Annotated in this window: 12 protein-coding genes; 6 read left to right on the top strand and 6 right to left on the bottom strand. The window is 67.4% G+C overall.

Annotated elements, in window-relative coordinates:
- Positions 1–38: 38 nt before the first annotated feature.
- The gene (gene aceE, locus AC1RLW_RS01875; protein WP_062479935.1) at positions 39–2,768 is read right to left on the bottom strand and encodes a pyruvate dehydrogenase (acetyl-transferring), homodimeric type; all 2,730 of its coding nucleotides are present in this window, start codon (positions 2,766–2,768) and stop codon (positions 39–41) included.
- A 183-nt stretch (positions 2,769–2,951) separates the two neighbouring features.
- Between aceE and AC1RLW_RS01870 the strand changes: the two genes are divergently transcribed.
- From AC1RLW_RS01870 to AC1RLW_RS01850, 5 genes are all read left to right on the top strand, one after another.
- On the top strand, positions 2,952–5,492 hold the full coding sequence (locus AC1RLW_RS01870; protein ID WP_062479933.1) for a PAS domain-containing sensor histidine kinase: 2,541 nt from the start codon (positions 2,952–2,954) through the stop codon (positions 5,490–5,492).
- Positions 5,489–6,124, top strand: coding sequence for a response regulator transcription factor (locus AC1RLW_RS01865; protein ID WP_056580071.1), 636 nt, complete (start codon positions 5,489–5,491; stop codon positions 6,122–6,124). Before AC1RLW_RS01870 ends, AC1RLW_RS01865 begins: the two co-directional genes overlap by 4 nt.
- Before the next feature lie 80 nt (positions 6,125–6,204).
- Positions 6,205–7,056, top strand: a complete 852-nt coding sequence (folD, locus tag AC1RLW_RS01860) for a bifunctional methylenetetrahydrofolate dehydrogenase/methenyltetrahydrofolate cyclohydrolase FolD (protein ID WP_493192071.1) — start codon at positions 6,205–6,207, stop codon at positions 7,054–7,056.
- A 128-nt stretch (positions 7,057–7,184) separates the two neighbouring features.
- A complete protein-coding gene (locus AC1RLW_RS01855; RefSeq protein WP_493192070.1) occupies positions 7,185–9,233 on the top strand; it encodes a M3 family metallopeptidase in 2,049 nt (682 codons plus the stop codon).
- Positions 9,234–9,292: 59 nt separating this feature from the next.
- Positions 9,293–9,922, top strand: coding sequence for a glutaredoxin family protein (locus tag AC1RLW_RS01850; protein ID WP_493192069.1), 630 nt, complete (start codon positions 9,293–9,295; stop codon positions 9,920–9,922).
- A gap of 40 nt (positions 9,923–9,962) precedes the next feature.
- On the opposite strand, the gene rpiA is transcribed toward AC1RLW_RS01850, so the two are convergent.
- Positions 9,963–10,667: a ribose-5-phosphate isomerase RpiA gene (rpiA, locus tag AC1RLW_RS01845; RefSeq protein WP_095745673.1), complete on the bottom strand. Its 705-nt coding sequence runs from the start codon at positions 10,665–10,667 to the stop codon at positions 9,963–9,965.
- Positions 10,668–10,707: 40 nt separating this feature from the next.
- Here rpiA and AC1RLW_RS01840 point away from each other — a divergent pair, with 40 nt between their 5' ends.
- Positions 10,708–11,787 (top strand): quinone-dependent dihydroorotate dehydrogenase, encoded by a 1,080-nt coding sequence (locus AC1RLW_RS01840; protein ID WP_139704919.1) that lies wholly within the window; start codon positions 10,708–10,710, stop codon positions 11,785–11,787.
- Between the two features lie 28 nt (positions 11,788–11,815).
- On the opposite strand, the gene AC1RLW_RS01835 is transcribed toward AC1RLW_RS01840, so the two are convergent.
- From AC1RLW_RS01835 to AC1RLW_RS01820, 4 genes are all read right to left on the bottom strand, one after another.
- Positions 11,816–12,517: a phage holin family protein gene (locus AC1RLW_RS01835; RefSeq protein ID WP_493192068.1), complete on the bottom strand. Its 702-nt coding sequence runs from the start codon at positions 12,515–12,517 to the stop codon at positions 11,816–11,818.
- Positions 12,518–12,601: 84 nt separating this feature from the next.
- Positions 12,602–12,898 (bottom strand): glycine zipper domain-containing protein, encoded by a 297-nt coding sequence (locus AC1RLW_RS01830; RefSeq protein ID WP_056580064.1) that lies wholly within the window; start codon positions 12,896–12,898, stop codon positions 12,602–12,604.
- 133 nt (positions 12,899–13,031) lie between these two features.
- Positions 13,032–14,135: an NAD(P)/FAD-dependent oxidoreductase gene (locus tag AC1RLW_RS01825; protein ID WP_493192067.1), complete on the bottom strand. Its 1,104-nt coding sequence runs from the start codon at positions 14,133–14,135 to the stop codon at positions 13,032–13,034.
- Positions 14,136–14,170: 35 nt separating this feature from the next.
- On the bottom strand, positions 14,171–14,293 hold the full coding sequence (locus AC1RLW_RS01820; protein WP_062479916.1) for a hypothetical protein: 123 nt from the start codon (positions 14,291–14,293) through the stop codon (positions 14,171–14,173).
- Between the last annotated feature and the right edge of the window lie 370 nt (positions 14,294–14,663).

Here is a 14,663-nt window from a genome sequence, read left to right as displayed (position 1 = left end):
CCGCCGTCAGGCGCCGTTCGTTCGTTGGTTGTTGATGTTCAAGCGTAGAGCGGGTTGACCTTGTCGACATTGATGCCGTACTTCTTGATCGCTTCCACCACCTTGGCCACCGGCACGGTGCCATCTTCGCTCAGCGCCTTGAGCGCGGCCACGACGATGTAGTGACGATTGATCTCAAAGTGTTCGCGCAGCTTGGCGCGGAAGTCGCTGCGACCGAAACCGTCGGTGCCCAGCACCTTGTAGTTGCGGCCCTTCGGCACGAAAGGACGGATCTGCTCGGCGTAGGCCTTCATGTAGTCGGTCGACGCGATCACCGGGCCGGTCGAGGCACCGAGCTGCTCGGCCACGAAGGGCACGCGCGGCGTCTGGTCGGGGTGCAGCAGGTTCCAGCGGTCGGCGTCCTGGCCGTCGCGGGTCAGCTCGTTGAAGCTCGGGCAGCTCCACACCGAAGCCGACACGCCCCATTCCTTCTCGAGCAGTTCTTGCGCGGCGAAGCTCTCGCGCAGGATGGTGCCGCTGCCCAGCAGTTGCACGGTCGGCGCTTCCTTGGCGCCCTTGGCGGCCTTGACCACCGGGCCCTGCTTGGACAGGTACATGCCCTTGATGATCTGCTCTTCGGTGCCGGGCTGCAGGCCGGGCATCGCGTAGTTCTCGTTGAGCAGCGTCAGGTAGTAGTAGACGTTGTCCTGCTTCTCGACCATGCGCTTCAAGCCGTGGTGCAGGATCACGCCGACTTCGTGCGCGAAGGTCGGGTCGTAGCTCACGCAGTTCGGGATGGTGTTGGCCAGGATGTGGCTGTGACCGTCTTCGTGCTGCAGGCCTTCGCCGTTCAGCGTGGTGCGTCCCGAGGTGCCGCCCAGCAGGAAGCCGCGGGCCTGCATGTCGCCGGCCGCCCAGGCCAGGTCGCCGATGCGCTGGAAACCGAACATCGAGTAGTACACGTAGAACGGCACCATGATGCGGTTGTTCGTGCTGTACGAGGTGGCCGCCGCGATCCAGCTGGACATGCCGCCGGCTTCGTTGATGCCCTCTTGCAGGATCTGGCCGGCCTTGTCTTCCTTGTAGTACATGACCTGGTCCTTGTCGACCGGGGTGTACTGCTGACCGTGCGGGTTATAGATGCCGATCTGGCGGAACAAACCTTCCATGCCGAAAGTGCGGGCCTCGTCCACCAGGATGGGCACGACGCGCGGGCCCAGGGCCTTGTCGCGCAGCAGCTGCGTGAGGAAGCGCACGTAGGCTTGCGTGGTCGAGATCTCGCGGCCTTCGGCCGTGGGTTCCATCACCGCCTTGAAGGTGTCGAGCGAGGGCACCGTGAAGCTCTCGTCGGCCTTGACGCGGCGGTGCGGCAGGTAACCGCCCAGGGCCTTGCGGCGCTCGTGCAGGTAGCGCATTTCCGGCGTGTCGTCGGCCGGCTTGTAGAACGGCAGCTCGGCGATCTGGCTGTCGGGAATCGGGATGTTGAAGCGGTCGCGGAAGGCCTTGATGTCCTCGTCGCCGAGCTTCTTGGTCTGGTGGACCGTGTTCTTGCCTTCGCCGATCTTGCCCATGCCGAAGCCCTTGACGGTCTTGACGAGCAGCACCGAGGGCTGGCCCTTGTGGTTCTGGGCGGCGTGGAAGGCGGCGTACACCTTCTGCGAGTCGTGGCCGCCGCGCTGCAGGTTCCAGACCTCGTCGTCGGTCAGGTGCTCGACCATCTTCAGCGTGCGCGGGTCGCGGCCGAAGAAGTTCTTTCGCACGTAGGCGCCGTCGTTGGCCTTGAACGACTGGTAGTCGCCGTCGTTGCACTCCATCATGATCTTGCGCAGCGCGCCGTCATGGTCCTTCTCGAGCAGGGCGTCCCAGCCCTTGCCCCAGATCAGCTTGATGACGTTCCAGTTGGCGCCGCGGAACTCGCCTTCGAGCTCCTGGATGATCTTGCCGTTGCCGCGCACCGGGCCGTCCAGGCGCTGCAGGTTGCAGTTGATGACGAAGATCAGGTTGTCGAGGTTCTCGCGCGCGGCCAGGCCGATGGCGCCGAGCGATTCGACTTCGTCCATTTCACCGTCGCCGCAGAACACCCAGACCTTGCGGTTCTCTGTGTTGGCGATGCCGCGGGCGTGCAGGTACTTCAGGAAGCGCGCCTGGTAGATCGCCATCAGCGGGCCCAGGCCCATCGACACCGTGGGGAACTGCCAGAACTCGGGCATCAGCTTCGGGTGCGGGTAGCTCGACAGGCCCTTGCCGTCCACTTCCTGGCGGAAGTTGAGCAGCTGGTCTTCGGAGAGGCGGCCTTCGAGGTAGGCGCGGGCGTAGATGCCGGGCGACACGTGGCCCTGGATGTACAGCAGGTCTCCGCCGTGGTTTTCGCTCTCGGCGTGCCAGAAGTGGTTGAAACCGGCGCCGAACATGCTGGCCAGCGAGGCGAAGGAGCCGATGTGGCCGCCCAGGTCACCGCCTTCGGGCGGGTGGATGCGGTTGGCCTTGACCACCATGGCCATGGCGTTCCAGCGCATGTAGGCGCGCAGGCGCTGTTCGATCTCGAGGTTGCCGGGGCTGCGGGCTTCCACGCCCGGCTCGATGGTGTTCACGTAGCCGGTGTTGGCCGAGAACGGCATGTCGACGCTGTTCTGGCGCGCATGTTCGAGCAGTTGTTCGAGCAGGAAGTGCGCCCGCTCGGGCCCTTCGCTCTGGATGACGGAAGACAGTGCATCCATCCATTCACGCGTCTCCTGGGCGTCCGCATCGTTTGCGGCCGAGCCGAACAGGTTCTCGGGATTTGCCGACATGCTTGTCTCTCCTTTTAGGGCTGTGGCTGTAATTTAGTGCGCTGGGCACCGAGCGCGCCGGAGTTTCGCATAGAAGTTTCCCTATTTCAAATAGTGCTTGTTGATTTCTTATTATGAAATATCAAGGAAGCACGTCCCCGGCAGGGCCTCTTGCCCGCGAGGGCCATCACCTAAACTCCGCCCATGCCCCTTTCCTCCCCGCTTGCGGTCGCCCGCAGTGCCGTCAAAGCCTCGCCGCTGTCCTGGTGGCGCACGTGGTGGCGCAAGCAGACACCGGTGCTGCAGGACGCCGTCGCGATGCTCGCGCCGATGGCGGCCGTGCTGCTGTTTCTCGCGGCCATCGTGTCGGCGTTCTGGTACCTGCGTTCTGAAGAAGTCGAGCGCGAGCAGGAGTCGGTGCGGCGCGATGTCGAGTACGCGCAACAGCGCATGCGCCTGCGCCTGCTGGAGCGGCAGGAACAGCTGATGCGCATCGCGCGCGATGCCTCCAACCGCGAGATCGATCCGGTCGAGTTCACGAGCCGCGCCGAGTCGTTGGTGAGCCAGTTCCCCGAGCTGCAGACCATCAGCTGGATCGATGACCGCCGTCGCTTCAAGGCCGGCTATGCCGCGCCCAGCGTGCATCCGGCGCAACAGCACCTGATCGGCGACGTGCTGCGCCCCGGCGACATCGAAAGCAATTACGCCTTGGCGCGCGAGCTGCGCCAGCCGGTGTACTCGCAGCCCGTGGCCGGCGGTGAACCGGCCGCGATGCTGCAGCTGCACATCCCGCTGTTCGACCAGGGCCTGTTCGCCGGCGTCGTGCTCGGCGAGTTCTCGATCGACGGCCTGCTGCGCTACGGCATGCCCTCCGAAGTGCAGGCGCGCTACGCCGTCTCGCTGCTCGACGCCAAGGGCAACGTCATCGCCGGCAACACCACGCCGCTGAAGAACAGCGGCACCCGCCTGCTGCCCTGGACCGAAGCCACCAACGAATACGAAGTGCCGGTGTCGCCCGTGGGCAATGCGCTGATGCTGCGCGCGCAGGCCTACCGCACCTCGCAGGGCGTGGTGGGCAACGGCCTCTTCTGGCTCGTATGCGCCCTCAGCGTGATGACCAGCTGGATGCTGATCGGCACCTGGCGCCACACGCGCCGCCGCCTGCAGGCGCAGCAGCGGCTGGTGGCCGAAACCAACTTCCGCCGCGCGATGGAGAACTCCATGCTCACCGGCATGCGCGTGCTCGATTTGCAAGGCCGCATCACCTACGTGAACGCCGCGTTCTGCGCCATGACGGGCTGGAGCGAAGACGAACTCGTCGGCCAGACGCCGCCCTTCCCCTATTGGCTCGAATCCGACCGCGAGGTGATGAACGAGCGCCTCGAAGAAGAGCTGCACGGCCGCGCCCTGCCCGGCGGCTTCCAGGTGCGCGTGAAGCGCAAGAACGGCAGCGTGTTCAACGCGCGCCTGTATGTGTCGCCGCTGATCGACGCGCGCGGCCACCAGACCGGCTGGATGACGTCGATGACCGACATCACCGAACCGACGCGCATCCGCGAGCAGCTGTCCGCCTCGTACGAACGCTTCACCACCGTGCTCGAAGCGCTCGACGCCGCCGTGTCGGTGGCGCCCATCGGCAGCGAGGAGCTGCTGTTCGCCAACAAGCTGTACCGCCTGTGGTTCGGCTCCGACACCGTGGGCCACCTGGGCATGGTGGCGCAAGCCGGCGTGCCGCCGTCGAACGCGCACGACGAAGGCCTGGACGACGTCGACCCCTACGCCGGCCTGCCCATCGACACCCTCACCGCCGCCCAGACAGCGAACAACGAGATCTTCGTGCCGCACCTGGGCAAGTGGCTCGAGGTGCGCTCGCGCTACCTGACCTGGGTCGACGGGCGCCTGGCGCAACTGGTGATCGCCACCGACATCACGCCGCGCCGCGACGCCGAAGAGCAAGCCGCCGCGCAGGCCGACAAGGCCCAGGCCGCGAGCCGCCTGATCACCATGGGCGAAATGGCATCGAGCGTGGCGCACGAGCTCAACCAGCCGCTCACCGCCATCGCCAACTACTGCAACGGGATGATGTCGCGCATCAAGGGCCAGACGATCGACAACGACGCCCTGCTCGCCGCACTCGAGAAAACCTCGAAGCAGGCGCAGCGCGCGGGCCAGATCATCCAGCGCATCCGCTCCTTCGTGAAGCGCAGCGAACCCAACCGCACGCCGGCCGACGTCGCCACCATGGTGAGCGAGGCGGTCGAACTCGCGGGCATCGAGCTGCGCCGGCGCAACGTGCGCCTGAACCACTACGTGGCCGCGCGGCTGCCGGTGGTGCGCGTCGACCCGATCCTCATCGAACAGGTGATGGTCAACCTGCTGAAGAACGCGGCCGAATCCATCGACATCGCCGACCGCCCGCTGGCGCGCCGCAGCGTCGAATTGCGCGTGCTGCCCAAGGTGATCGAGGGGCACAATGCCATCGAGTTCTCGGTGCAGGACACGGGCAAGGGTCTCTCGCCCGAGGTCATGGACCGGCTCTACGAGGCCTTCTTCTCCACCAAGCCCGAAGGCATGGGCATCGGGCTCAACCTGTGCCGCACCATCGTCGAGTCGCACCGCGGCCGGATGCAGGCGGAGAACATCTACAATGGCCCGGATGTGATCGGATGCCGTTTTTCCTTCTGGATTCCGGTGTTGGACGCTATCAGTTCCGTAGCAAGCGACGAGGCAAAGGTACCTGCATGAGTTTGATTCCGAAGAAGGGCACGGTCTATGTCGTCGATGACGACGAAGCCGTACGCGATTCGCTGCAATGGCTGCTCGAAGGCAAGGACTACAGAGTCCGCTGTTTCGAGTCCGCCGAATCCTTTCTCTCCCGATACGACCCGCGCGAAGTCGCCTGTCTGATCGTCGATATCCGCATGGCCGGCATGACCGGCCTCGAATTGCAGGATCGACTGATCGAACGGCGCTCTCCGTTGCCGATCGTGGTCATCACCGGCCACGGCGACGTGCCGATGGCGGTCGACAGCATGAAGAAGGGCGCCATGGATTTCATCCAGAAGCCCTTCAACGACGAAGAGCTGGTGTCGCTGGTCGAGCGCATGCTTGAGCACGCACGTGGCGCCTTCACACAGCACCAGCAGTCGGCCAGCCGCGACGCACTGCTGTCCAAGCTCACGGGCCGCGAGGCGCAGGTTCTCGAGCGCATCGTCGCCGGCCGCCTGAACAAGCAGATCGCCGACGACCTGGGCATCAGCATCAAGACGGTGGAGGCGCACCGCGCCAACATCATGGAAAAGCTCAACGCCAACACCGTGGCCGATCTGCTCAAGATCGCGCTCGGGCAAGCGGCCCCAGCCGCCAAGGCCTCCTGAGCTGCAGCTATCCCTGCGATAGCCACGCACCTTCCCCACGCCTGCGCAAGCGGGCGTTTTTACTTGGAAAATCAAAACCGATGACCGCCCAACTGATCGACGGCAACGCCCTCGCCAAAACCATCCGCGCCGAGGTGTCCGGCCGCACCGCTGCGCTGAAGGCCCGCGGCGTGAACCCGGCCCTGTCCATCATCCTGGTGGGCAGCGATCCGGCGAGCCAGGTCTACACCAAGCACAAGGTCAACGACAGCACCGAGACCGGCCTCTCGGCCACGCTCGAGACCTACCCCGCCGACCTGAGCGAGGCCGACCTGCTGGCGCGCATCCGCGCCCTCAACGACGATCCGAAGGTGCACGGCATCCTCGTTCAATTGCCGTTGCCCAAGCACATGGACAGCCAGAAGGTCATCGAGACCATCTCGCCCGCCAAGGACGTCGACGGCTTCCACGTGGCCAGCGCCGGCGCGCTGATGACCGGCGCCCCGGGCTTCTGGCCCTGCACGCCGCACGGCTGCATGAAGATGCTCGAATCGATCGGCTACGACCTGCGCGGCAAGCACGCCGTGGTCATCGGCCGCAGCAACATCGTCGGCAAGCCCATGGCCATGATGCTGCTGGCCAAGAGCGCCACCGTGACCGTCTGCCACAGCGCCACGAAAGACCTGGGAGCCCTCACGCGCCAGGCCGACGTGGTCGTCGCCGCCGTGGGCAAGCTCGACCTGCTGACCGCCGACATGGTGAAGCCCGGCGCCGTCGTCATCGACGTGGGCATGAACCGCAAGGCCGACGGCAAGCTGGCCGGCGACGTCGATTTCGACGGCGTGAAGGAAGTGGCCGGCTGGATCACCCCCGTGCCCGGCGGCGTCGGCCCCATGACGCGCGCGATGCTGCTCGTCAACACCCTTGAAGCGGCCGAACGCGCCGCAAGATAAGAACCATCCCGTTGTTGGCTCACTGCGTGTAGCCGCCTCCCCTCAAGGGGCACCACCGGCGGCCCGGCAAAGCCGGTTCCGCGGTGGTTCCCGAAATGGCTTCGCTACGCTCGCCCAGGATCTTTCACATGACCAATCCGCTCCTCGACTTCACCGACCTCCCCCTGTTCGACCGCATCAAGCCCGAACACGTGTCGCCCGCGGTCGACGCGCTGCTGGCCGATGCCGAGGCCGCGCTGCAGACGGTGACGGCGCCCGAATTCCCGGCCGACTGGATCGCGATCTCGAAGGTGCTCGACGTGGCCTCCGAACGTTTCAGCCGCGCCTGGGGCGCCGTGGGCCATCTCAACGCCGTGGCCGACACGCCCGAGCTGCGCGCCGCCTACAACGAGGCCATGCCGCGCGTCACCGCCTTCTGGACCCGCCTGGGCTCCGACGAGCGCCTGTACGCCAAGTACAAGGCCATCGACCCGGCCACGCTCAACCCCGAGCAGCGCCAGGCGCACAAGAACGCCGTGCGCAACTTCGTGCTCGGCGGCGCCGAGCTGCAGGGCGAGGCCAAGCAGCGCTTTGCCGACATCCAGGAACGCCAGGCCGAGCTGAGCCAGAAGTTCAGCGAGAACGCCCTCGACGCCACCGACGCCTTCGCGCACTACGCGCAGCTCGGTGAACTCGACGGCGTGCCCGAAGACGTGGTGAGCGCCGCGCGCGCGGCCGCCGAGGCCGAAGGCAAGAAGGGCTACAAGCTCACGCTCAAGATGCCGTGCTACCTGCCGGTGATGCAGTTCGCCAAGAGCAGCGCGCTGCGCGAAACCCTGTACCGCGCCTACGTCACGCGCGCCAGCGAACTCGGCGACCCGAAGTTCGACAACACCGCGCTCATCACCGAGATCCTCGCGCTGCGCGAGGAAGAATCGAAGCTGCTGGGCTACAAGAATTTCGGCGAACTCTCGGTCGTGCCCAAGATGGCCGAATCGCCCGAGCAGGTCGTCAAGTTCCTGCGCGACCTCGCCGCCAAGGCCAAGCCCTACGGCGAGCGCGACCTGGCCGACCTGCGCGCCTTCGCCACCGAGCAGCTGAACCTCGTCGACCCGCAGGCCTGGGACTGGACCTACGTCGGCGAAAAGCTCAAGGAAGCGCGCTATGCCTTCAGCGAACAGGAGGTGAAGCAGTACTTCCCGGCGCCGAAGGTGATGGCCGGCCTGTTCAAGATCGTCGAGACGCTGTTCGAGGTGTCGATCCGCCGCGACAGCGCGCCCACCTGGCACCCGAGCGTCGAGTTCTATCGCATCGAGCGCGCCGGCCAGAAGGTCGGCCAGTTCTACCTCGACCCCTCCGCCCGCGCCGCCAAGCGCGGCGGCGCCTGGATGGACGACGTGCGCGCCCGCTGGCTGCGCCCCGACGACGGCGTGCTCCAGACGCCGATCGCGCAGCTGGTGTGCAACTTCGCCAGCGGCGTCGACGGCAAGCCGCCGCTGCTCACGCACGACGACGTGACCACCCTCTTCCACGAGTTCGGCCACGGCCTGCACCACATGCTCACGCAGGTGAACGAGCGCGACGTGTCGGGCATCAGCGGCGTCGAGTGGGACGCGGTCGAACTGCCGAGCCAGTTCATGGAGAACTTCTGCTGGGAGTGGGACGTGCTCGCCCACATGACGGCCCACGTCGACACCGGCGAGCCGCTGCCGCGCGCCCTCTTCGACAAGATGACCGCCGCCAAGAACTTCCAGAGCGGGCTGCAGACGCTGCGCCAGATCGAGTTCTCGCTGTTCGACATGCTGCTGCACACCGAGCACCAGGCCGCCGCCGCCCAGCCGGGCGCGGTGATGGCGCTGCTCGGCCAGGTGCGCGCCGAAGTGGCCGTGATGCCCTCGCCGCCCTTCAGCCGCACCCCGAACACCTTCAGCCACATCTTCTCGGGCGGCTACGCAGCCGGCTACTACAGCTACAAGTGGGCCGAGGTGCTGAGCGCCGACGCCTACGCGGCCTTCGAGGAAACCGTGGGCGCCGACGGCGAGCCCAACATCGAGACCGGCCGCCGATACCGTCAGGCCATCCTGGAGGCCGGCGGCAGCCGCAGCGCCATGGATTCGTTCAAGGCCTTCCGGGGCCGCGAGCCGCAGCTTGATGCGCTGCTGCGACATCAGGGCATGGCCCAGGCCCAGCCCGCTTGATACGGCGCTGAAGCTTGCGATACTCGGGAGATATGTATCCGACTTTTTACAAACTCCCGATGCGCGGCCTGATCGGCCTGGTCCTCGTGTTGTCGACCGCCAGCGTGCTGGCGCAGGCGGTCTACCGCCAGGTCGACAAGAACGGCAAGGTCACGTTCTCGGACCAGCCCCCCGTCGTCACCAACGCGCCGACGGGCAGGCCGCAACCGGCCAGCGCCAACGCGCCGGCCAACAGCGGGCTTCCCTACGAACTGCGCCAGGTGGCACAGCGCTATCCCGTCACGCTGTACAGCGGCGAAGGCTGCGGCCCCTGCAACGAGGCGCGCACGCTGCTCACCACGCGCGGCATTCCCTTCGAGGAACGCACCATCAAGAGCAACGAGGACGTCGACGCCCTGCAGCGCCTGAGCGGACAGAACGCGCTGCCGCTGCTGACCGTCGGGTCGCAGCAGCTCAAGGGCTTCTCGGATGTGGAATGGTCGCGCTACCTCGATGCGGCCGGCTATCCCAAGAGCAACAGCCTGCCCCCGGGCTACCGCCCGCCCGCCGCGCGCCCGCTCGTCGCGCAGCAGGCACCGGCAGCGGCAGCGCCCCGTGCGACCGACACGCCCCTGCAGCCGCCGAACCCCGCGCCGGCACCACCCTCGAACGCACCGGGCCCGAACAACCCGGCCGGCATCAAGTTCTAGAGGCGGACGGGGCCTCGCCCCCGCCCCGCGTCGCCGCCGTTCAGCCGGCGAACTGCAACGTCTTCACGCCCGACGCCGTGCCCAGCAGGCACACGTCGGCCTTCTGGTGGGCGAAGACCCCCACCGTCACCACGCCGGGCCACTGGCTCACTTCGGATTCGAAGGCGCGCGGGTCGGTGATCCGCAGGCCGGTCACGTCGACGATGTGCTGGCCGTTGTCGGTCACCAGCGGCAGGCCGTCTTTCTCGCGCACCTGGGCGATGCCGCCCAGGCCGGCGAACTGGCGCATCACGCGGCGCACGGCCATCGGGATCACTTCCACCGGCAGCGGAAACGCACCGAGCGTCTCGACCAGCTTGGAGGCGTCGGCGATGCAGACGAAGCGCTTGGACTGCGCCGCGACGATCTTCTCGCGCGTGAGCGCCGCGCCGCCACCCTTCACCATGAAGCCCCGGTGGTCGATCTCGTCGGCGCCGTCGATGTAGACGGCCAGTTCTTCCACCTCGTTGCTGTCGAACACCGGGATGCCCAGTGCGCGCAGGCGCTCGGTGGACGCGACCGAACTGGAGACGGCGCCCTTGATCTCGTCCTTGATCGTGGCCAGCGCGTCGATGAACTTGTTGACCGTGGAGCCGGTGCCCACGCCGACGATCTCGCCCTTGACCACGTAGGCCAGCGCGGCAAGGCCGACCTGGGCCTTGAGTTCATCCTGGGAAAGAGGGGTTGGGGAGGCGGGTGCGGTCATCGCGGAGAATCCTTGGCTCATTGAAGTCGAGAATTATCCGATGCCCCTGCTGTTGCCCTCTTCGCTCTATGGCCTGGCCCGCCCTTTTCTGTTCGGTTTCGACCCCGAGCACGCCCATGAAATCACCCTCGACGGCCTGGCCCGCACCCAGAACACGCCCTTGGCCTGCGCCTACGCGGCGACGCGCGTCGAAGACCCGATCCAGCTGGCTGGCCTGAATTTCCCCAACCGCGTCGGCCTGGCCGCCGGGCTGGACAAGAACGCCCGCTGCATCGACGCCTTCGCGGCCATGGGCTTCGGTTTCGTCGAAGTCGGCACGGTCACGCCCAAGGGCCAGCCCGGCAACCCGAAGCCGCGCATGTTCCGCCTGCCGCAGCGCGACGCGCTGATCAATCGGCTGGGTTTCAACAACGAAGGGCTCGACGCCTTCCTGGCCAACGTGCAGAAGGCGCGCTTTCGCAAGCAGGCCGGCGGCGGCAAGTCGCCCATGCTGCTGGGCCTGAACATCGGCAAGAACGCGGCCACGCCGATCGAGCGCGCGGTGGACGACTACCTGGCCTGCCTGGACGGCGTCTATCCGCACGCGGACTACGTGACGATCAACATCTCCAGCCCCAACACGGCCAACCTGCGCTCGCTGCAGAGCGACGAAGCGCTCGATGCGCTGCTGGGCGCCGTGGCCGAACGGCGCGAAGCGCTGGCCACGCGCCACGGCAAGCGCGCGCCGCTGTTCGTGAAGATCGCCCCCGACCTCGACGATGCGCAGGTCGCGGTGATTGCCGCCACATTGCAACGCCACGGCATGGACGGCGTGATCGCCACCAACACTACGCTCGCACGCGACGCAGTGGCCGGCCTGCCCCATGCCCAGGAAGCCGGTGGCCTCTCGGGCGCGCCGGTGCGCGAAGCCAGCAACCGCGTGATCGCGCAACTGCGCGCGGCGCTGGGCAAGGACTTTCCGATCATCGGGGTGGGCGGCATCCTGAGTGCAGCGGATGCCAAGGCCAAGATCGCCGCGGGCGCGGACGTGGTGCAGATCTACACCGGCCTGATCTATCGCGGCCCCGGGCTGGTCCGCGAAACGGCCCAGGCGCTGCAACGGGATCGTCGCAAGGCCTGAGCCGGTTCTTCTCTTTGCTGCCGGTGGCTCAGCGCATGCGCCAGAGCACCGGTGCAATGACCGTGGCCCAGCGCAGCAGCCGCTTCGGACGGATCACCGCCACAGCAGCGGCAGCGACCACCCCGGCGGCCACCGGGTGTTCGCGCGCAATGCGCAACGCGGTTGCCGCGGCCGATTCATTGACGGGCTCGCCCGAGGCGGACTGCGTTTCGCGGCCGCCCTGCAGGGTGGCGATGCGTTCACGCTGGCGCTCCATGCGGGCCAGCAGTTCTTCACGCGTGGCGGGGCGCGGCGGACGCGGCGCTTCGTCGTCCAGCTCCGGGTCCTTGCCGAGGTTGAAGCGGTCCTGGACCCAGGCCCAGTCGCGCTCGAACTCCTGAAAGGTCGGAACGAAGCTGTTGGAGGCATTGCTCAGGCTGCGCATCAGGCCGATGACGGCCGCCAGCCACAGCACCACCCAGACACCGGCCACCACCCAGGCGGCGGTGACGCGGTACGGCGTGTCCCAGTAATGCACGACCACCGCCATCGAGAGCAGTGCCACCGCGACGGTGGTCAGCCCCAGCACGGCGACGACCAGGACGAGGGTCAGCTTCAGGCGCTGCTTCTCGTCCTCCCAGGCCATGCGCAGCAACTGCACCCGGTCCTCGGCCGCCAGCGCACCTTCGGCGGCGGCGATGCGCAACCGGCGGATGCGGGCATCGAGCCCGAACAGGGACAGCAGTCTCATGCGCCGCCTCCGCCCTCGCCGGCCACAGTGTGGCGACGGCGAACGAAGGGACGGCGGTGTGCGCTCAGGCCGGTGCAGTGACGCTCAGCGGCGGCCAAGCAACAGGCCCACCAGCACGCCGACGGCCAGTGCGGCGCCGGCAACCTGCCAAGGTTCGTCGTGGGCGTAGGTGTTGGTGGCGGTGGCCGCCTGGCGCGCCTTCTTGGCGGCCAGCTTGCTCTTTTCGGAAGCCAGCTCGCGCGCGATGGCGAGCTTGGTGTCGATGCGTTGGCGCAGCGCCTTGATGTGGGGAACCGAATCCAGGTCCTTGCTGGCCAGCACGCCGCGCACGTCGCTTGCGATGTCTTCGGCTGCTGCTTCAAGATTGTTGGATGCACTCATTGGAATCTTTCCTCCGTGATGACACCGGCACCGCGCCGGCGGCTTCACGCCAGCATATGGCGTGCTGTCATGTTACAGGCTCGAAAGCCCCTCATGCGCGACAGATGTGCTCAGTTGTGCCCGAGTGCATGCATCAGGCGTCGGCGAGCAGGTCCGCGACATGCCGTCCGATGGCCAGGCAACTGGTGAGGCCCGGCGACTCGATGCCGAAGAGATGGACCAGCCCCGGCACCCCATGCGACGCCGGCCCCGCAATCACGAAATCGGCCGCGGGCGCATCCGGCCCCGAGATCTTCGGGCGCATGCCCGCATAGCCCGGGATCAACGCACCGTCGGGCAAGGCCGGCCAGTACCTGCGCACCTCGTCGTAGAAGCGCTCGCCGCGCGTCGGATCGACCACGAGATCGTCGGCCGCCTCGACCCACTGCACGTCGGGCCCGAACTTGGCCTGCCCGCCGAGGTCCAGCGTCAGGTGCACGCCGAGCCCGCCCGGCTCCGGCACGGGATAGATGAGCCGGCCGAACGGCGCGCGGCCCGCGAGCGTGAAGTAGCTGCCCTTGGCGAAGTACTCGCGCGGCACCATCGACGCCGGCATGCCTTCGAAGCGGCGCGCCAACGCCGGCGCGCCCAGCCCCGCGGCATTGACCACGGTGCGGCAACGCAGGGCCGTGCCGTCGGCGGCGATCAGCACGACGGCCCCATCCACGCATTCGGCGCGTTCGATGGGCGACTTGAGCGCCAGCATGCCGCCTGCGTTCTCGAGGTCGCCGAGCAGGCCCAGCATCAGCGCGTGGCTGTCGACGATGCCCGTGCTCGGTGAATGCAGCGCCGCCACGCAATGCAGCTGCGGCTCCATCGCGTTGGCTTGCTGCGCGGTGAGCAGCACCAGGTCATCCACGCCGTTGGCCGCGGCCTTGGCGCGGATCGCGTCGAGCTGGCCCACCTGTTCGGCCGAGGTCGCCACGATGAGCTTGCCGCAGCGGCTGTGCGGCACGCCGCGCGCCTGCGCGTAGCTGTAGAGCGCGTCGCGTCCTTCGACGCACAGCGTCGCCTTCAGCGAACCCTGCGGGTAATAGATGCCCGCGTGGATCACCTCGCTGTTGCGCGAACTCGTTCCCGTGCCGATGGCCCCTTCGGACTCCAGCACCAGCACCTCCCGGCCCGCGAGCGCCAATGCGCGCGCCACGGCCAGACCCACCACGCCGGCACCGATGACGGCGCAATCGATTTCATCCATCGCGCGAGCTTAGCGCGGCGCGACGGGCGTTCGGCCTACCTCGCGCTCGGCGGCGGCTCGGGGTCGGTGGGCTCGTCGGGCGCGTGCTCCGGCCCTTCGTCGGGCTCGACCGGCAGGTCGGGCGTGATCGGAGACGGAAGATCGGGTTGGGTGGCCATGGCTGCACTCCTTCGTTCCATCTCTTCGTTCTAGCGCGTCCTCACGCGCCTGCAAGCGGCCCGTGGCGGAAGGCGTCGTCGGTGCGCACCGACAACAGGCCTTCGCCCAGGCACTCCAGCAACAGGGCCACGCACGCTGCTGCGTCCTCGCCCCTCCCACACCACACGGGGAGGATCACCGTTCGCGATGCATGGCAGGGCCAGTCTAGGCATCGCCGCGCCTTCACACATGAGCGAAGCGCCCTTTGGTGAGGGCGCCATGCGCCCTGCCCGGCGTGCATGCGAGCGTGACAAAGCGCCTGCCTGGGACCGGGTACCTGGCGCGGCCCCCACGATCCGCCGGTCGCGTCGAGAAAAACGCCGTCCGTCC

This window comes from Variovorax sp. GW822-FHT04A09, from assembly GCF_058801005.1.
The sequence above is the reverse complement of the archived record's forward strand: the minus strand, read 5'-3'. Positions and strand labels throughout refer to the sequence as shown.